Below are 21284 nucleotides of genomic sequence, written 5' to 3'. Positions count from 1 at the left end.
GATATATTCGCCACTCCTGACTCTTTATCTACATTTCAGAAACATATCCCTCTTGAGTGGATTTCTAATGTGCTCGAGCAGACCGATAAAGCAAGTATTCGCAAACGTAAGTTACCTGCTGAGCTTGTCGTCTGGCTTATCATTGCAATGGGTCTTTTTCGCGACCGCTCTATTAGTGACGTTGTTGAGAAGTTAGATTTAACACTCACTGATACCCTGGGCGATACGGTTGCTCCAAGTGCTATTCCTCAAGCGAGACAGCGCCTGAGTAGCGACCCCCTCCAAGCCTTATTTCACCTATGTGCAGCCCGTTGGACACAAGAAGAAGATGCTGATGATACGTGGTATGGACTCCGGTTATTTTCTGTTGATGGAACGCAATTTCGTGCACCTGATACACCTGCTCTTGCTGAGCACTTTCACTATATTAAGCACAGTAAAAACCGTCATACAGAATATCCTATTGTACGCCTATGCGCCTTAAGCTCCTTGCGTAGCCGGTTGATACACCACGTTGCCTTCGGGCCCAGTTATCAAGGTGAGGTGAACTACGCAAAGCAGTTATTTGGTCATGTAAGTGATAACAGTCTAACTATTTTTGACCGATGTTATCTCAGCGCTGAGCTACTGATTAATTGGCGTAAGCAACACCCACAGTCGCACTGGATGGTCCCGATTAAAAGCAACACGCAATACACCGTCATTGAATCTTACTCTGAGCATGACTTCAAAGTAGAGATGAGTGTATCTGCGCATGCCAGAAAACAAGACCCTTCGCTTCCTGAGTGCTGGCAGGCCAGACTGGTTCTTTATCCTGAGCCAATGGGGCCTGGAAAAATAAAAGGTCTGCTGTGCTCTTTGGATGATAAACAGGCTTTTGGTGCACAGGCCATTCTTGATGTCTATTTCGAGCGCTGGGAAATTGAAAATAGCTATGGAGAAATAAAACACCAGATGCTTGAGGATAGTATTCTTTTGCGTAGTCAGACTGTGGATGGAGTCAATCAAGAGCTATGGGGTATATTGCTAGCCTACAATTTAATTCGAGTAGAGATAAGTCGAATAGCCAAAGAGGCTAAAGTCTCCCCGCTGAGAATTAGTTTTGTCATGGCTTTGCGGGATATACAGGATGAAATACTCTGGTGTGCCATCGCTTCGCCAGGTTCAATTCCAAAGAAATTAAGGGCAATGCGAGAACGAGTGAAACGTTATATTCTTCCAGAAAAAAGAAAACGGCCCAAAAGTAGGACCGTTCGAATTTCAAAAACTCGGTACACCATTAAGTCAAAGCATGCTTAACTGAATGGTGTTAGCTAATAGCGGCTTTATTTTTGTGGCTTAGTTTTAGCTGCTTAGTTTTTATAAAAATTATTGAATTTTTTGTATGTGTTAAGGTCTATCAGCATGCAAATATACCTATACAGTGGAATAACCATGCAAAACATGCCATCAATTAAACGTTGTACTCGAGAAGAGTTAGCGCCAGAGCAAGATTTGGGGCGTTTAGTCTCTTTTTTACGTTCGAGATTAGCCATTCATGTTGATGCCAAGTTACTTCCTATGGACTTAACTTCTGCGCAATATATTGTGGTTGTACTACTTGCGAGAGAGTCGGTTAATACGCTTGCAGGACTTTGCGAGTATATGGTTTATGATCGTGGCGCTATGAGCCGCTTACTAAACCGACTTGAAGAAAAAGGACTCATTATTAAAACGCAATGTGAGCTTGATAAGCGCTCAACTATTTTGTGTTTAAGTGAAAAAGGTAAAGCTCTTTGTCCTGAAATTATGCCTGTAGTGAACGAAGTCTATGCGCAAGCATTAAGTGGTTTTTCAGAGCCAGAAAAAAACCAAATAATCGACTTACTATTCAAAGCTATAAATAATCTTGATTCACTGCCAGACTCGCCCCAAAAGTAGATTATCAATAAAATAGCGATACTGTTTCAATAGAAAGTTAGCGTGCTAATTAGTTGATCTGATTGTGCGCAGAATCTAACTTTGATAATATAGTTGCCTAGGCAATTAAAGTTATCATCTTGTTAGGTTTGTTATGATTGAAAATAATTTGTTAGTACAATTACAGCAGCAATATCCAGAACATACTTTTATGCAACATCACTTAAGTGTTGTCCATAAGGGACGTTTTGCTAACGCGATTGTGTATCGATATAAAGATAATGAATTTGATTTAATTGTTAAAGATTTTAGCCAAAGCCCGTGGTTTATCCGCAAAACATTTGCACGAATGTCGGTAAATCAAGAGTACAAGGGGTTGAGCCGTTTAGCTGAGCTTGATGCAGTTGCTAACCGCTTTTGTAGATTGTCGCCGATAGCGGTTGCTTATAACTATATTGAAGGCACGCCACTGCGCGCTTTAATTCATGAAGACAAAACACTACCTGTTAACTTTTTTAGTGAGCTTGAGCGTCAAGTAGCAAAAATGCATCGCAAAGGCATCGTGCATTTAGACTTGCGTAATATGGGTAATATTTTATGCGGCGCAGACGGTAAACCTTATTTTATTGATTTTCAGTCCACTATTAGCTTTTCTCGTTTTCCACGTTGGTTGCAACGCTTTATGCGAGGATCTGACATGTCAGGCGTATATAAAGCATGGAATAAATTGGGTGAGCAACCTCTGCCACAAAAAAACAAGACTATTTAGAGCGCTTTAATCACGTGCGTAAACGCTGGATTTTTAAAGGTTACCCAATACAGCGAGGCTATGCGTGGGGCGCTGCACTTATTACTCAATTTGTAGATTCTGACTTAGTACGAAATATTACTGATAGACTTTAATTTAAAGCATAAACCGTAATTTAAAAACACCTAATTCATTGTGTGATTTTGCCCATATTAGCCTAGCTAATATGGGATTTTTTTTATTATAAGTAATCCCTTTGGTTTGCTTACTTGTTGTTTAATCCCTCAAAAACAATTCCTTTTACTGTTTTTTTAATTTTTTAAAATAAATATTAGTACTGCATTTAGTTTGCCCATACAATGCGCAAAAATAGCTTGCGCATGCTTAATAAGTTCACGTTTTTTCTGCAATTTTTTATTGTTCAAGTAGACTATAAATAATGTGCGCTTTTAAATTTTAAGGTTTTAAGATGATTGAGTATCCGGTAGACCAACTTCCACAGCTCATAAATGATTTATTGCAATGCGATACAACAGAACGCAAAAATAAATTATTAGCAGATGCGCAGTTAACGCTTTCAACAGAGCACCTGTCATTACTTTTTGAGGCGATACCAAAAGAACAACGACTTGAAATTTGGCAGTTGCTTGATGAAGACACGCAACACGAAATTTTTGTTAATTTAAGTGAAGATAGTTGTTTGTGGTTGCTGCAAACGCTAGAAGACACTGAGGCTTTTAAACTTCTTGATGAAGTTAATGTAGAAGAGCTACTGGAACTTGAAGAAGTTATACCAGAGCGATTTGTTGAGTATGCAAAAAAGCAACTCGATGAAGCGCAAACCAAACAATATGATTTAGCGCAGCAATACCCGCCAGAACAATTAGGTCACTGGTTAGGTTTTGACTTTTTAAAAGTATCGGAGAAGCTAACAGCCGGTGGTGCTAAAAAATTGCTACACAAAGGTTTACCGCAATACAGTGAAGTTATTTATTTAGTAAGCCGCAAGGGTAGTTTAATAGGTGAGGTTGCGGTAAATGATTTAATAAAAGCCAGCGACACCGATAACTTAATGACATTGGCAAATCATGACTTTTCATTGCTCCATGCTGATGATGATTTATATGAAGCGGCAGAGGTGGTGATCCACAGTGAAAAAATGGCACTGCCAGTGGTTAATGCTGATAACAAATTACTTGGGCGATTAACCATTGCCTCTGCTTATGAATTACGACAAGAAATTGCTGATGAAGCAGCCGCTAAAGCCGGTGGTTTACGTGAAGACGAAGACCTGTTCGCAAGTGTGCGAAAAAGTGCTAAAAACCGTGGTATATGGTTAGGTATTAACTTAGCTACTGCCTTTTTAGCGTCCTGGTTCATCGGTTTATTTGGCGCAACTATAGAACAGGTTGTAGCACTCGCTGTATTAATGCCAGTGGTTGCTTCTATGGGCGGGATCGCAGGTAGTCAAACATTAACCGTTATTGTGCGAGGTTTAGCGCTTGGACAGGTTACAGATTCAAACCGTAATGCGTTGCTTAAAAAAGAGCTGCGTGTTGGCGCTGTAAATGGCTTGGTATGGGCGTTTGTAATCGGCCTGCTTACCTTTTTATGGTTTAACGACTTAATGCTTAGTATTACGATTACGGTAGCCATATTATTGAATTTAGTGGCCGCGTCACTAGCTGGTGTTGTTATTCCGTCTATTTTAGACAAAATGAAAATTGATCCTGCGTTATCTGGCTCGGTAATTTTAACTACCGTTACCGATATTGTTGGGTTTGTTACCTTTTTAGGTTTAGGCAGTTTATTGCTTTTATAAGCCTTATACCAATTCGCTTAATTAAGTGAATTGGTATTACTAACAGGAAAATACAATGACCTTTGAAGTCATGATTTGGTGTGCAATTGCTTTGTGTATTTCACAATCGGCAATATTTTCGGGCTTAAACTTAGCGTTTTTTTCACTAAGTAGGCTTCAGCTCGAAATGGAAAGTGCAAAAGGGAACGAGGCGGCCATAAAAGTGATGGCCCTTCGAAACGACTCTAACTTTTTATTATCGACTATTTTGTGGGGCAACGTAGGTATTAACGTACTACTTACACTACTTTCTGATTCGGTATTAATGGGTGCAAGTTCGTTTTTATTCTCAACTATCGCAATTACTATTATTGGTGAAATAACACCGCAGGCTTATTTTTCGCGTAATGCGCTAAAAATGGCGAGCCTACTTTCGCCGCTAATTAAGTTTTATCAGATTCTGTTTTATGTAGTTGCTAAGCCAACGGCTTTAATTCTCGATGCATGGTTAGGTAAAGAGGGGATTACGTACTTTGCTGAAAGTGAGCTCAGAGGTATTATTCGCAAACACATAGAAGCAGAAGAGGCTGATGTTCAGCACGTTGAGGGAATAGGCGCGCTTAACTTTTTTAGCTTAGATGAAATAAGCGTAACCAAAGAGGGTGAGGTAATTGATCCAGACTCTATTATTGCTTTGCCTACTAAGCTTGATTTGCCTATTTTCCCAGACCTTACATTAACGACTAATAATGAGTTTTTACGAAAATTACATAAGTCAGGTTATAACTGGGTGATCATTACCAATGAAGACGGTTGGCCTTTATTAGTGGTAGATGCTGACGGCTTTTTACGTTCGGCCTTGTTTGAACCAGAGACGTTCGACCCTTATCATTATTGTCACAGACCTATTATTGTTGCTGATGAAGCGATGCGCCTGAGTGAAGTTATTTTAAAAATACGGGCTAGTCATTCTTTAGATAAATCGTTTGATGGGGCCATTGATCACGACGTGGTGTTAGTGTGGAGTGATGTGAAGCGCATTATTACCGGCGCTGATATATTTGGTCGGTTACTCAAAGGTATGAGTGCACCAAAACTCGAACTGCATGAAAATACAGAGAATAAAAAGCCGCTATAAAGCGGCTTTTTGTATTCTATAGAAAGGAAGGTTATGCCCAACCTTCATAGCGCTTACGACGCGACAACACTATCGTTAATATAATACCTAAAAACAGGCCTAAAAACGCAATAGCACCACCGTAAGTAAGTAGCTGACGTTTCTCTTTTGAGCTAGCAGCTTCTTTTTGGGTGCGCTCTTGCTCTAGCGTTGTTTTAAGCTTAGTAATTTGGGCCGATAACTGCAGGTTTTGATCAGTTAAAGTTTGGTTTTGCTCTTGTAGCTGCGGAAGTTCTATTTGAGCTTGGCGCAGGTTTTCTTGCATAGTACTCATTTCGCTACTTAGTGTTTTGTACTGTTGGTGTAAGCCTGCCGTTTTGGTAACAAACTTAGTTTCTATCCAACCTTCGCGGTCTTTATCATCTTTAATTTTTATAAAGCCGTTTTCTTCAGCAGATAACAAGGTTAACTTTGTTCCAGCATCTACAGAGCCGAGTAGTCGATAATTCTTACTCGCACCAGAGCGCATAAAAGTATATAAATTATCGATAATATAAGCGGTGTTTGCATTAGTTGAATTTGCAGGTTTTGCTTCTTCTGCATAACTCATAAATGTGGTGGCTGTTAAAAGTAGCCCTAATAAACAATGTTTTAGCATTTATCTACCTTGTTGATCTAACTGCGTCCGTTATGAACGTGATTTTCATTTCACATAAGTAGTTAGATAGTATGGATTAAATAGCTCAATAGCAAGACTGATATTGTAACCCAGTAGCAGTTACCTAGCCCACTAGGTTACAAATCTCGCCCCGCGATTAAATTGCCTCTAGATAGAACGAATTTTAATCCACAAAGGTCAACAGGCACTAAAATAAGGCTAAAAAATTTGCATTGTTAGTGTGCTTTGTTTATTTTGAGCACTTATTTATTTTAAAGGTAATCCGCAAACCGAATGGATACTGAGATAGAACTGAAATTTTTGGTATCAGATGCCGTTATTCCACTGATCCCCTCGTTAATTACTCAATTTGCAAAAACGGTGAAGAATAAACCGTCACGCAGCTTACAAAATGCATACTACGACACGCCAAGCCGAGAGCTTAGAGCGCTTGACATAGGCTTTAGAACTCGCTGTTCTGACAGCGAATGCGAGCAAACTATAAAGCTTGCAGGTGAAGTTGTAGGTGGTTTACACCAACGTCCAGAGTACAATTTACCAATTGAATCAAGTCGCCCTAATTTAATGGCGTTTGATGCTGATATTTGGCCTCATGGCATGCAAATAAGCGCAATCTCAAAAAACTTGTATCCAATATTTAGCACTAACTTTATTCGTCGTACTTGGTTAATTGAAACCGAAAGTGGCGCTAAAATTGAAGTTGTACTCGATAAAGGTGAAATTGCGGCTTCGGGTAAAATTGAAATTATTAGCGAGCTTGAAATTGAGCTTGTTGAGGGCAGTCGTAATGAGTTGTTTGCGTTTGCAGATGTACTGGTTAGCCAGAACTGTATCCGTTTAGGATTATACTCTAAGGCCGCGCGTGGTTATCGCCTTGCAGATGAAAAACCTTTAACACCAAGCAAATCTATTGGTTTTGTTCAATTACCAAAGTCGACTACCCAAGAGCGTGCTTTAGTTGAAGCCATGAACTTTGGCATTCGCTTTGTGCAAAAGCATGAGCAATGCTATTTCGATAAGCCAAGTTTAAAAACGCTTAAACGCGTAACTGACGGCATTAGCTTAATACGCCATACTTTTTGGCTGTACGACGATATAGTATCCAAAGAAAGTACAGAACATTTACGTACAGAGCTTAAATGGTTATTAAGCGAATTAGCGTGGGTAGAAAACGCGATTCAATTAAAAACGTACACGTCTAAACGCCATGCTTTTTATAAAAAAATTAATGCTGCTCCAGCACTTACTCAAGTCATTGGTGATTTAAAAGAGTTACAGCCAAGCATTGACGATATAAATGCACTGTTTCATAGCGCGCGTTATAATCGTTTATTACTGTCGTTAACTACGTGGTTAATTGATAAACAGTGGCGTAAAGATTGGGGGCAAATAGAGCTTCAAGCGGCTGAGCAAAACGTGTCGTCCATTGCGAGTAGGCTTTTTAATAAAGACTGGAAAAATCTGCACGAATTACTCCCTAAAGAACAAACACTCGATGTCGCTTCGTATTTAAACCTGCGCACTCAACTTGAAAATAGCCTACTGAGCGGTAACTGTTTAGGATCGTTATTTGATAAAGAAGAACGCCTAGAGTTTAGATTGCCTTGGCTTGATATTTCTCATGGTATTTATGAATTAAGTACGCTTGAGTATTTAAAGCAATTATGTGCAGGGCAAGAAGACGAACAGCTTGCTAAAATCCAGTCATGGCTTGAACAAAAGTCTGAATATTTGGTCAGTGCCATGGAGCAAAGTCGCCTTGCTTCACTTGACATAGAACCTTACTGGCAAAAATAAATGATGCGCTTTTGTAATAAAATTCAATTGCAAAAGTGTTTATTCGTTATTTTTTTATTAGTTAGTTTTAACACTTACGCTGAGCCCATGTGGCATTTGTATAAAAACAAAAATGGCGTAAGTGTGTATTATCAAAGCCACAGTGATAATACCTTTGAAGTAAAAGCGCAGATGAGCGTGACAGGCGTATCCACCAATGAGTTTTTAGAATTACTTAGTGATACCGATGCCGCACCCCAATGGCTCGAAAATATATCTCAGGTAAAGGTTATTAAGCACATAAGCCCATCAGAAAATTTAGTGTACAGTTATTTTAATTCTCCTTGGCCTGTTAGAGATAGAGATAGCATTACTTATTCTTGTTATTCACAGTTAACTGCAAATAAAAGCCAATTGCTTATTAATGCTCGCCCTAATAAGCTGCCCAGAAATAATGGCGTTATAAGAATTACTACTTTAAATGCACGCTGGCTACTGAGTGAGGACAAAGGCCGCCTTGATATTGAGTACCAAGTATATGCTTTGCCTGATGGGGCAATACCTACTTGGCTAAGCAATAAGGTCGGATTGAAAAGTACTTACACCACATTTATGAACTTGCATCATATGCTCACAGATAAAAAATACACTCCAAAACTACCTGTAATCAAAGCAGGTCAATGCTAAATATCGAATATATAATAATTTAATGGTGTGTTGAGTAGTCTTTAACTACGCTTAAGCAATAATGACACGCTATTATTTGGAGAATTGATGAAGTATTTAGTGGCTATATTATGTTTGATACACAGCTCATTCTTATTAGCTCAAGAATATACCTTTGGTGTAGTGCCGCAATACGAGCCGCAAAAGCTAAATACTATTTGGCAACCTTTGTTAAAGCAAGTAAGTAAGCAAACGGGAGTAACAATAAAGCTAATTACAGTTGAGTCTATTCCTGTATTTGAAAAAGCCTTTGCTAATGGCGAGTACGACTTTGCATACATGAACCCATGGCATAGTGTTGTAGCATACGAAAAACAGGGATATTTACCATTAATAAAAGATGCAGGGCGAAAGCTGCAAGGTATTTTGCTCGTAAACAAAGACAGTGATATTGATAATTTAAGTCAACTAGAGGGCGCCGAAATAGCATTCCCTGCACCTAACGCATTAGGTGCGTCATTATTAATGAGAGCTGATTTAGCATTGTTATACGGGCTAACAATAAAGCCTGTATATGTCCAAACTCATCCATCGGTATATTTAAATGTTGCACTGCACTCAACAATGGCGGGCGGTGGTGTAATGGGCACATTTAAACAACAACCAGAAAGCTTACAAAATAAACTCAAAATTCTTTATAAAACGCGTGAAATTAGTCGCCACCCAATTGTCGCCCACCCAAGGGTTGATGCTGCAATACAGTTAAAAGTGCAACAAGCTATTTTAGATATAGGGCAAAGCCCAGAGCATAAACATTTGCTTGCAGGTATCCCAATTATTAAACCTAATATTGCAACTTTAGCTGAGTATCAGCAGTTAACTCAGTGGGGCTTACGCTCTTTTTATGTTGAAAATTAGAGGGTTTCGTAGCCTAAGGGCGCAAAGCTTTATTGTGGTATTGCTTTGTGGCTTGCTTATGGCCTGTCTTTTTATGTTTTACGCCTTACCTGAGCAAGCGCGTTGGGTAAACGATGGCCTTTCAAAGGCTGCTCAGCGTTCTTTAGCGCAGTTGTCGACTTCTATAACGACTCCGTTGTTAACTAGGCAATATGCAGAGCTATATGAAGAAATAGACAGTCAACTTCAAACTCGCCCTAATTGGAAAAGTATTAAAATTGTTGATGTTGATTCAAAAAACCAATTGTATCCGCTTGAGAATTGGGTTGGAGCAAATGAAAACGGCGACATGCTGTTATCTCAACAGGTGGAGTTTTTAGACAAACCGCTGGCTAATATTAGCTTGGTTGTTAATTTTACGAATGAAATTAACGAATCTTCAAAACTTCATTACACCTTAATATATATACAATTTATTATTTTAGTTATCGTTTTTATAGGTTTAGCTTGGCTGGTGGATTACAGGGTTACATCGCCTTTGAGGACGCTAAAACTTGGGTTTTCACGTTTAGCCAAAGGCGACTTTGATTGCCATATAGACAAACAACAACAAAATGAAGTGGGCAGTGTAATAAATGCATTTAATAATATGGTTGATGAGGTTGCGAATAACCATCAAAAATTAAATGCATTACGAATTCAAGCTGAGTCTGCAAGTAAAGCAAAGTCAGATTTTATGGCCAGTATGAGCCACGAATTAAGAACTCCATTAAATGCAATTTTAGGCTTAGCCCAGCTGTATGGATATGATGAGAATGCTAATAAAGTACAAAAAGAAAACGCGAAAAGCATTTATCAAGCTGGAGAGCATTTACTATTACTCATAGACGATGTGCTTGATTTAACGGCTATTGAGTCGGGTAATATGCAGTTTAGTTTTTCTTATGTGCCTATTAAAAGCATATTAGAAGAGTCAGTAGAGCTTGTCACTGAGCTTATTAAAGGGCAATCAATAACACTGCAAACTCACGGTTTTGAGTCCTTAGAAGGATTGAGTATTTATATTGATCAGCGCCGCTTTAAACAAGTGATGCTTAACTTGCTTTCAAATGCGATTAAATACAACAAACCAAATGGCAGCATTAATATTAATTGTCGGGTGTTAAGTAATAAACAATGCGAAATAGATGTAATAGATACCGGATGTGGATTTTCTCCAGATGACATTTCTCGCCTATTTAAACCTTTTGACCGCTTAGGCGCTGAAACCAGTAAAGTAAATGGAACCGGTATTGGTTTAGTGATAACTAAGCAGCTGGTAGAGCGTATGCAAGGGTCTTTGAGCGCACAAAGCGAGCAGCACAAAGGTTCTTGTTTTACGCTAAACTTTAACAGTTTTGATCAAACTGACTTGCCAGCACAAGTGCAAGCCCCTCAAATAACACAGCAAAGCTTAAATGCGGTAACGCTTCCTACGCTTGAGGTTTTAGTGGCAGAAGATCAAGTTACAAATCAGCAAGTGTTAAAACAGCAATTAACTATGCTTGGAGTGTGCTCTACTTTTGTAAGTAACGGTGAGCAAGCTTGGGAGGCCATACAAAATAAACGCTTTGATTTTTTACTAACCGACATTCAAATGCCCTTACTCGATGGGTTAGGGTTAGCCAAAAAAATACGCGAAAACACTCATTTTGATGAACTGATTATAATTGCAATTACGGCCAACATTACCAAAAACAACATAGATAATTGTTATGCTTGTGGAATGAATGGCTTTTTAACAAAGCCCATTGAGCTTGTTAAATTAAAGTCGTTATTGATGGAGCATTCTCAAACTATGGTCAATACACGTTCAGAAAAATCAGATGGTGAAAATATAGCTTCAGATAGTTTTGATCAATTAGATATTACGCTACTAAAAGCAATGCTTGGTGATGATCCTAGCGTACATTGCATGGTATTTAATGCGTTTTTACAAACAGCAGGGGAGCAAATTAAATTAGCTAACGCGTATGCTAAGAGTAAAAACTATGTTGATTTAGCTTTTCAGGCTCATGCATTAAAGTCGTCTTCAAAGTCTGTGGGGGCTATTGAGTTGGCAAATATATGCCAGCAGATAGAAACACAGGCAGAAAACGAAACAGTCAAAAATGAATATATACAGCAGCTGGAAGAGCGCTTTAACGATGTAGTCACACAACTTAAAAGCTATTGTTTACGATATGAAAAACGCACATAAAAAATGGCTCTTAAAGAGCCATTTTTTGTTTTAGGTATATTAGTATTTAGCCGCTTGCCCTTTTTTGGGTAAAGCGTGCTGTATAAAGTCACGTAAATCGTTATTAGAGCTTTCTAAATCAGCGTGGCGAAGGTACATCATGTGTCCGCTTCTGTAGCCTTTAAAGCTCAAACGGTCTTTCATTTTACCGCTTGGGTCTAATTGCCATAACGTATATTTAGCGTCAAAGTAATTGGTTGCGCCATCAAAGTATCCTGATTGGATCATCACGTTTAAGTAAGGGTTTTGCGCCATTGCTAAACGTAGATTTTCGCCTGTATTATTACCGGTTCTATCCCATGGATGGACATTACCAAATAAGTTATATTTTACATCAGTTTTATAGTTTAACTCTTCACGTAAGTAGTGATTAATTGCAGGAGTGAAAGAGTGTAACCAAGAGGTAAGTTCAGCCCAGTAGTCTGGGGACTCACCTGCGTCGCGTTTATCCATTCCTAAATAACGAGAATCTAAGCGACCTATAGTTTGACCACGTTCACGTAGTAGCTCTTTCCAGAAAAACTGAGTTGGAATATCTAAGTTATTTTGTTCAACAAATTTTTCTGATAAGCCAGCGTAGTGCGCCATTTTTGTAATTATGCGTCGCTTTTCATCAGCATTAATAAAGCCACCTTTAGCAAGCGCAGGGATTAACTCATTTACAGTAAACTCTTCAACTTCAGGTAATAACTCATCAAGATCTTTAGCTTGTAAATCGGCGTTAAGTGCTTTGTGATACCAAGCAGTCGCTGCAAAGTAAGGTAGGCGGTTAGCGGCTTTAATCGGGCCGTCGCGCTTAATACCAATATCAGTAGGTGATACGAGAACAACACCGTTTATGTACATCCATTGACTATTTTGAAGCTCATGAGCAAGACCTGATACACGTGTTGTACCGTAGCTTTCACCAATTAAAAATTTAGGCGATCGCCAGCGCTCAGCTCTATTTACAAAAGTATTTAACCACTCAGCAAGGTATTTAATATCGGCATTAACACCAAAAAATATCTCTTTTTGTTTTGCTTTAGAAGGAAGTTCGCCTTTTTCGTTTTCAAGTACGCGAGAGTAGCCTGTATTTACAGGGTTTACGTAAACAATATCGGCAATATCAAGTACAGAATATGGGTTGTCTTTTACGCCATAAGGTTGAATTGGATAGCCTTCGTCATCAATTTTTAATACGCGAGGGCCAGTATAAGCAAGGTGCATCCATACAGAAGCCGAACCTGGCCCGCCATTAAATGAAATAAGTAATGGGCGAGTTGTCCTGTCGTCAACTTTGTCGCGTGTATAGTAGGTGTATTGCAATGTCGCAACCGCGTCGCCTTTATCATCCCATACAGGTTGTGTGCCTGTGGCAACGGTGTAATTAAAGCGTTGACCGTTGATTTTAGCTTTATGTTGAGTAACAACTTTGCTGTCTACATCAATACGACGTTGGTTATCGGCAAGCGTGCTTGTACTGATTATTAATGCAATAACAGTTATCGGTAAACTGATAATACGACTAAGCTTCATTAGGTGTCCTTATTATTGTTGATACACCATTAAAGACATTAATGAGTTAAATAACAAAAGTATTGAGACTAGTGGCCGATAATACTAGTTAAGTAAGGTATTAATGCGCTTAGAGACGCACGCTAACCACTTTTATAGTTATTTGGGATTTGGTTTCTTTATTTAGTTAATCACAGAATTCAGGTATATTGCGGGCCTACTTGTATTGATTTTATATACAGGCTATCACCAAAAAAATCTAATGGATTACGCTTTCAAGCACATAAGTGCACTCTACACCGGATGTTTATGACTAATGCTATTGCAGTAATAGCGTTGTATTTGTCGTTTTGTTACAAAATTAATTAAAGGTAAAGAGAAGCTTTATGCAAAGAGTATTAGTGGTTGAAGACAGTAAAGTAGTGCAGCAGGTGCTTCGCCACTTAACTGCACAATACCTTGATGTAGCAATTGATTTTGCTTGGTCTTTAGCAGAATGCGCTACGTTCGTAGAAAAGCACGATTATACGCTTGCGTTAGTTGATTTAACTTTGCCAGATGCTCCGCACGGTGAAGTTGCAAAATATACGTTATCTAAAAAAATTCCTACGGTTGTTTTAACCTCAAAAATAGATGAGTACAAGCGCCAACAAATGCTTGAATTGGGCGTAGTTGATTATGTTATTAAAGATAATCGCGATTCTTACCATTATGCCGTTAAGCTCGTTGCGCAATTACTCAGAAATCAAGGCTGTAAAGCACTAATAGCAGATGACTCATTACTTAGCCGCTCGTTAATGAAGCAAATGCTAGAAAAGCAATTGTTTGATGTAACAGATGCCCATGATGGACAACAAGCACTCGAAATATTAAAAGCTAACCCTGATATAAAGCTACTTATGACCGATTATGCTATGCCCTCTATGGATGGCTTTGAACTAGTCAAAGCGGTACGTAATTTTAGAGGACGAGACGACTTAGCAATTATTGGCTTGTCGGGCGCGGGAAAGCATGGCCTATCAGCACGATTTATTAAATATGGCGCCAATGACTTTTTAACAAAGCCATTTATGAATGAAGAGTTTCATTGTCGAGTACTTCAAACAATGGAGCAACTGTCGTTAATTTCAGATATTAAAGAAAGCGCACATAGGGATCACTTAACAGGGCTTCATAACCGACGCTACTTTTATCAATATGCAGAAAAGCTCCTTAAAAGTAAAAACCAGAAAAATACTTTGGCATTGCTTGATATCGATTTTTTCAAAAACATTAACGATACATTAGGCCATGAAGGCGGCGATCAGGCTTTAAAGCAGGTTGGTTCATTAATACGATCTACGTTTTCAAAGTTTACGGTTGCACGGGTTGGCGGGGAAGAGTTTGCCATAATATTACCTGAAATAGAGCTAGAACGCGGTCGTGAATACTTTGAAGCATTTAGGAAAAAGATGGCTAGTTACGATTTTTCTATTAGCGATAAATCAATTAAAATTACCACCAGTATAGGCTTGGCTGACTTTCAAGACACTAGTCTAACGCAGGCTATGCGTGTTGCTGACAAAGCATTATACGAAGCTAAAAACCAAGGCAGAAACTGCGTGGTATAACCCTTCTTAAACAAAACTAGGTACGTGATAAATATATAGAGATATAGCACGCACCAATGTAGCTGACTTGTTAAATTAACGCACCTAATTGGTGCGTTTTTTTTGATCTTGAGTTTGTATTTTTTACTAAGTGGCTGTTTTTAATTGATATAAAATAGTGGCACAAAGGTTGGATTGTTTAACCCAATAGGATAACAATAAAGAGTCCGAGGGGGCCGCTATGAAAATGATTAGTGCAATCATAAAACCATTTAAATTAGACGACGTGCGTGAAGCACTCGCTGATTTAGGAATTGAGGGGATGACAGTAGTTGATGTTAAAGGTTTTGGACGTCAACGAGGTCATACTGAGTTATATCGTGGTGCAGAATACCAAGTAGATTTTATTCCTAAGATCAAACTTGAAATTGCAACTCGTACTGAAAATTGTCAACGCGTTGTTGAAGCAATCACTAAAATTGCATCAACAGGTAAAATTGGTGACGGTAAAATTTTCGTGTACGACTTGGATCAAATTGTTCGTATCCGTACTGGCGAACTAGACGAAGAAGCAATTTAAGGGGGTCTCATGGAAAATACAATAATAGAACTAAAGTTTTCACTCGATACCTTCTATTTTTTAATATCAGGTATATTAGTAATGTGGATGGCAGCAGGTTTTGCCATGTTAGAGGCGGGCTTAGTTCGCTCTAAAAACACAGCTGAAATTTTAACTAAAAATGTCGCGCTATATTCAATTGCATGTACGATGTTTTTATTAGTTGGCTACAACATTATGTATGTAGACAATGCCGAAGGTGGTTTTATTCCTTCAATAGGCGCTTTAATTGGTACACAAGCTGCCGATGCTGACCATTCTTTAGAATCTGACTTTTTCTTCCAAGTAGTATTTGTTGCAACCGCTATGTCGATTGTATCGGGTGCTGTTGCTGAGCGTATGAAACTGTGGGCTTTCCTAGGTTTTGCTGTAGTACTAACTGGTTTTATTTACCCTATTGAAGGTTACTGGACATGGGGTGGTGGTTTCTTATCTGAAATGGGCTTTGTTGATTTTGCAGGTTCTGCAATTGTGCATGGCGCAGGTGCAGCGGCTGCACTAGCTGGTGTATTAATCTTAGGTGCTCGTAAAGGTAAATATGGTAAGAACGGTGAAATATACCCAATTCCAGGTTCAAACTTACCACTTGCTACACTAGGTACATTTATTTTATGGATGGGTTGGTTTGGCTTTAACGGTGGTTCTCAATTACTACTTTCGGATAAAGAAAACGCAACTGCAGTAGGCCAAATATTACTTAACACCAATGCAGCAGCTGCAATGGGTGCTATTGCAGCACTGTTTGTATGTAAAGTACTTTGGGGTAAATCAGATTTAACCATGGTTTTAAATGGTGCATTAGCTGGCTTAGTTGTTATAACAGCAGACCCTCTATCTCCATCACCATTAATGGCATGTCTACTTGGTCTACTTGGTGGTGCACTTGTTATATTTAGTATCATAGCACTTGATAAAGTTAAGATTGACGATCCAGTGGGTGCTATCTCTGTTCATGGTACGTGTGGCGCATTAGGTATTATGTTAGTACCGCTAACCAATGGTGACGCAAGCTTTGTTAATCAGTTAACGGGTCTAGTATGTATTCTTGCCTTTGTATTTGTAGCATCATTTATTGTTTGGACTGTGCTTAACAAAACAATGGGTATACGAGTAACCGAAGAAGAAGAACTAAACGGTATGGATCAACACGATTGTGGTATTGAAGCCTACCCAGAGTTTGTTTCTGTTCGAAATAGCTAATAGTTTATTTAAATAATAGTGTGTTTACACAAAGCCCTACTTCGGTAGGGCTTTTTTTGTTTCAGGGGGGGTTAACTTTTCGGATGTTACGATATACCCAATATGCTAAGCTCACACTCGTGAATAACCCTTGGAATAAATTACACTTAAATGGCCGACAATAAAAAAACACCTACCAGTAAACCTGCAGTTAAACGTGCAAGTAAATCGTCAAGCAAGACAAAAAAAAGCACCTCAAAGGGCAGTAAAAAAACAGTGCAAACCACTGTTAAACGCTCTTTTATGAGAAAAACATGGTCAGTGTTTTGGAAACTAAGCTTGGCTGTTTTTATTGCAATGGCAATGTATTTCATTTATTTAGATTCAAAAACAACGCGTATATTTGAAGGTAATAAATGGCAACTTCCAGCGCAAGTGTATGCTCGTTCTATGGAGTTTTATCCGGGGCAATTTTTATCAAGCCAGGAAGTAGTGTTTGAGCTAGAGCGTTTAAATTATTCATCGGTTAATAGATTAAGCCGCACAGGACAGTTTGTTAAAACAGCAGATAGCATCAAGATTTATCGTCGTGATTTTGAATTTTATGATGGCCTTGAAGAATCACATATTATTGAACTTCGCTTTGCAGGGCAAAAAGTTGCGACCATTAAAGATAAGTTTGGTAGGCGTTTAAATTCTGCTCGTCTAGAGCCTGTGCAAATAGCGCGTATTGGTAATGACTCTAAACAAGATAGAGAATTTGTACCACTAGATAAGTTTCCAGCAATGCTAAAAGATACGCTATTGGTGGTTGAAGACCGTGATTTTTACGAACATCATGGTGTATCAGTGTTTTCTATTTTACGCGCGCTTTATTCTAATATTAAAGCAGGGCGCACCGTTCAAGGTGGTAGTACGCTTACTCAGCAATTAGCTAAAAATATTTACCTAACGCGTGAGCGCTCTTTAGTACGAAAAATAAATGAGGCATTTATTGCCCTTATTTTAGATTATCGTTATTCAAAAGATCAGATATTAGAAGCTTACTTAAATGAAGTATACCTAGGGCAGTCATACAACCAAGGTGTGCACGGTATGGGGCTTGCTGCTGACTTTTACTTTTCAAAGCCGGTAGATGAGCTTGAGTACGATCAAATTGCTTTGCTGGTGGCAATGGTTAAAGGTCCATCTTATTACAACCCACGTCGCTATAAAGAGCGCACAATGGAGCGCCGAGACTTAGTGCTTCGCCTTATGGTTGAAAACAAGCTACTTAGCACAAAAGAGTACCGTGCATCGCTTAATCGCCCAATTGATATTGCGCCAATGAAAGCGAGTTTACAAAAATCATATCCAGGTTATTTAGAGTTAGTAAACAGAGAACTAAATGAATTATTGCCAGATCAGCAAACACTTGATGCAGGCGTAAGAGTATTTACTTATTTTGACTTACAAAAGCAAACAGCAATGGAAGAGTCTATTGAAAAGAGCTTACCGTACCTGGAGAATCGTCCTAGAACCGAAAAACTAGAAGCAGCCATGATCTCTGTTAATGTAGAAAAGGGCGGTGTATCTGCACTTGTTGCAGGGCGCGATGTTCGTTATTCAGGGTTTAACCGTGTTTTAGATACAAAACGTAATATTGGCTCGCTGGTAAAACCTGCTGTGTATTTAACCGCATTGCAATTACCACATTATAATTTAGCTACTTTGCTTGATGACTCGCCAGTACAGGTTACAAATGAGCAGGGAAAAGTGTGGCAACCAGAAAATTTTGATCATCAATACCGTGGTGCAATACCTCTTTATAAAGCATTTAGTAACAGTATTAATATTCCAGCGGTTAATTTAGGCCTCGATGTAGGTGTTGATAAAGTCGCGAATACACTAAAAGGATTAGGCGCTAAAGGGGCGATAAACGAATACCCATCGTTGCTTTTAGGGGCTGTTGAAATGTCGAGTTTTGAAGTTGCTCAGCTTTATACGACAATTGCTGCAGATGGCGAATATAAAAAGCTTACTGCAATTTCGGCATTAACTGACTCGGTTGGTAAAGTACTTTATAAGCATAAAGTAAATGCAGAGCCTCGTTTTGATAAATCTGCAATGTATATGACTAAATACGCGATGAAACGCGTAACGAAAGACGGCACTGCTAAACGCTTAAATTTACACTTCCCATCAATCCAACTAGCAGGTAAAACAGGGACTAGTAACGATTTACGTGATAGTTGGTTTGCAGGCTTTGATCAAAATACAGTGACTGTTGCGTGGCTTGGTCGAGACGACAACAAAAGCACGGGTTTAACGGGCAGCGTAGGTGCATTAGAAGCATATATTCGCTACTTAAAGCCACTTAATCCACAAGCAATAGCCGATACGCGTCCGCCATCAATACGCTGGGCATTTGTAAATGAGAAAACGGGTAAGCAGGCACCACCAGGATGTGGCAAGGTGATTCAGCTACCACTTAGAGCGAGTGAGTTTGAGCCAAGACCACAATGTATTCGTTAATCTAAGACTACTTTAAACAACGAAGCCGCTTATTTAGCGGCTTTTTTGTGAGTTGTAGTTAACGCTTAAGATTTAAAAAACTGCATTGATTTGGTTAAATCATTAGATAAGCGACTTAGCTGCTGTGCATCTTGCAGCGTTGATTGAGCTGATGTTAGCGTTTGATCTGCTAAATTACTCACCTCTTGCGAATCATTCAATGCTTGTGTTGTCGCATTTGACTGCTGTTTAACACGCTCTGCAATAACTTCACCTTGATGTTTAATGTCGCCCATACTTTGCTCTGCGCTTTGCAATACTTCATTGGTTTGATTGGCTGCTTTTACCGATTGCTCCATTTTTTCAACACTTGAACGCATTTTTTGCTGAGTGTCGTCAGATGCTTGTTGTAAGGAGCTAATAATTTGGTGAATTTCTTGTGTTTGTGTTTGTGTACGCTGAGCAAGAGTTCTTACTTCATCAGCTACAACGGCAAAGCCTCGACCATGCTCGCCAGCTCGTGCAGCTTCAATAGCGGCATTTAGTGCAAGCAAGTTTGTTTGATCGGCTATCTCACTAATACCTTTACTTACTTTGCTAATTTCTTGGCTATCTTGTGCTAGCTTATCGAGCGCTTGTTGGCTCTCTGCAAATTCAATTTGTAGATCTTGCATATATTTAGCAAGCTCCATTGTATTGTCTGAACCTTGTTTTACATGCGCAGCAGCATCTTGCGCGGTAAGCGTTGCTTGATGCGCTGACTCTTCAACTGCAAGTGCGTTTTGAGCCATTTCGCTGAGTGCATTATAAATGGCATTTACTCGGATTTGCTGTTTTGAAACATCATTGCTTGTTTGGCTACTCGCATGTGATAGCGATTTAGTTGCGCCGCATAGCTCTTCTGTACTTGCTTTAACATCAATTAATAAATGTGAAAATGCATTAAGTAATGCGTTGTAGCGCGATGCAATAATTCCCATTTCATCATTAGTGCTCGAATCGATAGTTGCATTTAAGTCGCCATTCGCGGCTCTATTCGCTGCATCAGCAAAGCGATTAATGGTATCAACAACTGCAAAATAAAAACCAATCATCAAATAAAATGCAAATAACAAACTAATTAATGAAGCAGCTAAAACAAGATTTCGAGTCCACTGTTGAGTTTGCAGTTTTGCTTCAATAAGGCTCTCAAGCGTTGGAATACTCTTACTAACAAGTTGATTAATACTGCTGTGAACATTGTTTGTTAGTTTAGTAAATTCTGATTGAGTTAATAAAATATCGTCTGGCTCAAGTAGTTTTTCATCTATCGCTTTTTTAAATGCACCAACAGCACTGTGTAAATTATCTAACGAGGGCATGAGCGCTTTATTTACTGATTTATCTGCATTGGTGGCTACATTGAGTATTTTATCGAGTTGTTTTTCGTATAAAGGAAGTGACTTACTAAAATTTGAAAGTGCTATAAACGTATCTGGCGTAAAACGATTACTTGCCAAAACAGTGTTTGCGCTTTGCGCTGTCGAGTTTATTTGCATTATAAGTGCAGGAATTGGCGTGACTAAAGAGCGGTTTACATAAGCACTAGCTAACTGGCTATCTAATGCTAAGTTAGACTGAATAGAAACAAGTTCAAGTACATCATTTGCTTGATCGTCTTTTATATCAAAACCGAGTGAGCGAGCTATTTTTATATTTTTATTTGCTTCCCCCTGCATTTGATTTGAGAGTATTGACCTGTAGCCTTTTAAACCTTGTTGCTGCATTTTTGAAACAGCGATACTTTCACTTAATAATGAGACTAAAAAAAACAAACTAAGTGCAAGAGGAACGAGTAAAATTCCAAACATTAAGCTGATTTTAGTTTTGTATTTTAAATTTGCCATTAGCTGGATAGCGGGAAAAGAAAATTGGCGTAATCCTGACATAAGGCTCTCTTGTATTTTTGTAATTAGGGTAAAGGTGAATAGACCTTGTTATGCTTAATTATCATTCATTTATAGTACTTTACAAATAAAAAAAGCCCTTTCGGGCTTTTTTCAATCT

Annotated in this window: 16 protein-coding genes; 13 read left to right on the top strand and 3 right to left on the bottom strand. The window is 38.8% G+C overall.

The window, feature by feature from the left end; all coding sequences use genetic code 11:
• Positions 1 to 3 precede the first annotated feature (3 nt).
• The 5 genes from L659_RS0101120 (at position 4) to L659_RS0101095 (ending at position 5586) form a co-directional block, all read left to right on the top strand.
• Entirely contained in the window at positions 4 to 1299 is a 1296-nt protein-coding gene (locus L659_RS0101120; protein WP_032826755.1) for an IS4 family transposase, read from the top strand.
• 105 nt (positions 1300 to 1404) lie between these two features.
• Positions 1405 to 1920 carry a MarR family winged helix-turn-helix transcriptional regulator gene (locus tag L659_RS0101115; RefSeq protein ID WP_231388420.1) on the top strand — a complete coding sequence of 172 codons (516 nt, stop codon included), beginning with the start codon at positions 1405 to 1407 and terminating at the stop codon, positions 1918 to 1920.
• Between the two features lie 133 nt (positions 1921 to 2053).
• Positions 2054 to 2668, top strand: coding sequence for an RIO1 family regulatory kinase/ATPase domain-containing protein (locus L659_RS01000000122835; RefSeq protein ID WP_231388419.1), 615 nt, complete (start codon positions 2054 to 2056; stop codon positions 2666 to 2668).
• A 448-nt stretch (positions 2669 to 3116) separates the two neighbouring features.
• Entirely contained in the window at positions 3117 to 4469 is a 1353-nt protein-coding gene (locus L659_RS0101100; protein ID WP_024589298.1) for a magnesium transporter, read from the top strand.
• 55 nt (positions 4470 to 4524) lie between these two features.
• Positions 4525 to 5586 carry a DUF21 domain-containing protein gene (locus L659_RS0101095; protein ID WP_024589297.1) on the top strand — a complete coding sequence of 354 codons (1062 nt, stop codon included), beginning with the start codon at positions 4525 to 4527 and terminating at the stop codon, positions 5584 to 5586.
• Between the two features lie 31 nt (positions 5587 to 5617).
• Here L659_RS0101095 and L659_RS0101090 read toward each other — a convergent pair whose 3' ends face one another.
• Complete coding sequence (locus L659_RS0101090; RefSeq protein ID WP_007584830.1) at positions 5618 to 6223, bottom strand: TIGR04211 family SH3 domain-containing protein; 606 nt, start codon at positions 6221 to 6223, stop codon at positions 5618 to 5620.
• 294 nt (positions 6224 to 6517) lie between these two features.
• Here L659_RS0101090 and L659_RS0101085 point away from each other — a divergent pair, with 294 nt between their 5' ends.
• The 4 genes from L659_RS0101085 (at position 6518) to L659_RS0101070 (ending at position 11822) form a co-directional block, all read left to right on the top strand.
• Positions 6518 to 8041: a CYTH and CHAD domain-containing protein gene (locus L659_RS0101085; protein WP_024589296.1), complete on the top strand. Its 1524-nt coding sequence runs from the start codon at positions 6518 to 6520 to the stop codon at positions 8039 to 8041.
• Complete coding sequence (locus L659_RS0101080; protein WP_024589295.1) at positions 8042 to 8707, top strand: START domain-containing protein; 666 nt, start codon at positions 8042 to 8044, stop codon at positions 8705 to 8707.
• A gap of 87 nt (positions 8708 to 8794) precedes the next feature.
• Positions 8795 to 9604, top strand: a complete 810-nt coding sequence (locus tag L659_RS0101075; RefSeq protein WP_024589294.1) for a phosphate/phosphite/phosphonate ABC transporter substrate-binding protein — start codon at positions 8795 to 8797, stop codon at positions 9602 to 9604.
• Positions 9591 to 11822, top strand: coding sequence for an ATP-binding protein (locus tag L659_RS0101070; RefSeq protein ID WP_024589293.1), 2232 nt, complete (start codon positions 9591 to 9593; stop codon positions 11820 to 11822). The genes L659_RS0101075 and L659_RS0101070 overlap by 14 nt, the downstream gene beginning before the upstream one ends.
• A 39-nt stretch (positions 11823 to 11861) precedes the next feature.
• Here the strand turns inward: L659_RS0101070 and L659_RS0101065 are convergent, their stop codons facing one another.
• Positions 11862 to 13379, bottom strand: a complete 1518-nt coding sequence (locus L659_RS0101065; protein ID WP_024589292.1) for a S10 family peptidase — start codon at positions 13377 to 13379, stop codon at positions 11862 to 11864.
• A 365-nt stretch (positions 13380 to 13744) separates the two neighbouring features.
• On the opposite strand from L659_RS0101065, the gene L659_RS0101060 reads away from it, so the two are divergent.
• The 4 genes from L659_RS0101060 (at position 13745) to mrcB (ending at position 19259) form a co-directional block, all read left to right on the top strand.
• On the top strand, positions 13745 to 14968 hold the full coding sequence (locus tag L659_RS0101060) for a response regulator (protein WP_024589291.1): 1224 nt from the start codon (positions 13745 to 13747) through the stop codon (positions 14966 to 14968).
• A 220-nt stretch (positions 14969 to 15188) separates the two neighbouring features.
• Positions 15189 to 15527, top strand: coding sequence for a P-II family nitrogen regulator (locus L659_RS0101055; protein ID WP_004587162.1), 339 nt, complete (start codon positions 15189 to 15191; stop codon positions 15525 to 15527).
• A 9-nt stretch (positions 15528 to 15536) separates the two neighbouring features.
• On the top strand, positions 15537 to 16766 hold the full coding sequence (locus L659_RS0101050; RefSeq protein WP_010555509.1) for an ammonium transporter: 1230 nt from the start codon (positions 15537 to 15539) through the stop codon (positions 16764 to 16766).
• A gap of 150 nt (positions 16767 to 16916) precedes the next feature.
• Positions 16917 to 19259, top strand: coding sequence for a penicillin-binding protein 1B (mrcB, locus tag L659_RS0101045; protein ID WP_024589290.1), 2343 nt, complete (start codon positions 16917 to 16919; stop codon positions 19257 to 19259).
• Between the two features lie 65 nt (positions 19260 to 19324).
• Here mrcB and L659_RS0101040 read toward each other — a convergent pair whose 3' ends face one another.
• Positions 19325 to 21166 (bottom strand): methyl-accepting chemotaxis protein, encoded by a 1842-nt coding sequence (locus tag L659_RS0101040; RefSeq protein ID WP_024589289.1) that lies wholly within the window; start codon positions 21164 to 21166, stop codon positions 19325 to 19327.
• Positions 21167 to 21284 lie beyond the last annotated feature (118 nt).

Source organism: Pseudoalteromonas sp. S8-8 (assembly GCF_000497875.1).
GTDB lineage: Bacteria > Pseudomonadota > Gammaproteobacteria > Enterobacterales > Alteromonadaceae > Pseudoalteromonas > Pseudoalteromonas arctica.
The sequence above is the reverse complement of the archived record's forward strand: the minus strand, read 5'-3'. Positions and strand labels throughout refer to the sequence as shown.

What these genes read in the sequence shown, in the direction of transcription:
- L659_RS0101060 (WP_024589291.1), top strand. Translation starts at nt 13,745, where the DNA reads ATGCAAAGAGTATTAGTGGTTGAAGACAGTAAAGTAGTGCAGCAGGTG.
- L659_RS0101040 (WP_024589289.1), bottom strand. Translation starts at nt 21,166, where the DNA reads ATGTCAGGATTACGCCAATTTTCTTTTCCCGCTATCCAGCTAATGGCA.
- L659_RS0101075 (WP_024589294.1), top strand. Translation starts at nt 8,795, where the DNA reads ATGAAGTATTTAGTGGCTATATTATGTTTGATACACAGCTCATTCTTA.
- L659_RS0101100 (WP_024589298.1), top strand. Translation starts at nt 3,117, where the DNA reads ATGATTGAGTATCCGGTAGACCAACTTCCACAGCTCATAAATGATTTA.
- L659_RS0101085 (WP_024589296.1), top strand. Translation starts at nt 6,518, where the DNA reads ATGGATACTGAGATAGAACTGAAATTTTTGGTATCAGATGCCGTTATT.
- L659_RS0101080 (WP_024589295.1), top strand. Translation starts at nt 8,042, where the DNA reads ATGATGCGCTTTTGTAATAAAATTCAATTGCAAAAGTGTTTATTCGTT.
- L659_RS01000000122835 (WP_231388419.1), top strand. Translation starts at nt 2,054, where the DNA reads ATGATTGAAAATAATTTGTTAGTACAATTACAGCAGCAATATCCAGAA.
- L659_RS0101095 (WP_024589297.1), top strand. Translation starts at nt 4,525, where the DNA reads ATGACCTTTGAAGTCATGATTTGGTGTGCAATTGCTTTGTGTATTTCA.
- L659_RS0101055 (WP_004587162.1), top strand. Translation starts at nt 15,189, where the DNA reads ATGAAAATGATTAGTGCAATCATAAAACCATTTAAATTAGACGACGTG.
- L659_RS0101090 (WP_007584830.1), bottom strand. Translation starts at nt 6,223, where the DNA reads ATGCTAAAACATTGTTTATTAGGGCTACTTTTAACAGCCACCACATTT.
- L659_RS0101065 (WP_024589292.1), bottom strand. Translation starts at nt 13,379, where the DNA reads ATGAAGCTTAGTCGTATTATCAGTTTACCGATAACTGTTATTGCATTA.
- L659_RS0101050 (WP_010555509.1), top strand. Translation starts at nt 15,537, where the DNA reads ATGGAAAATACAATAATAGAACTAAAGTTTTCACTCGATACCTTCTAT.
- L659_RS0101070 (WP_024589293.1), top strand. Translation starts at nt 9,591, where the DNA reads ATGTTGAAAATTAGAGGGTTTCGTAGCCTAAGGGCGCAAAGCTTTATT.
- L659_RS0101115 (WP_231388420.1), top strand. Translation starts at nt 1,405, where the DNA reads ATGCAAATATACCTATACAGTGGAATAACCATGCAAAACATGCCATCA.
- mrcB (WP_024589290.1), top strand. Translation starts at nt 16,917, where the DNA reads ATGGCCGACAATAAAAAAACACCTACCAGTAAACCTGCAGTTAAACGT.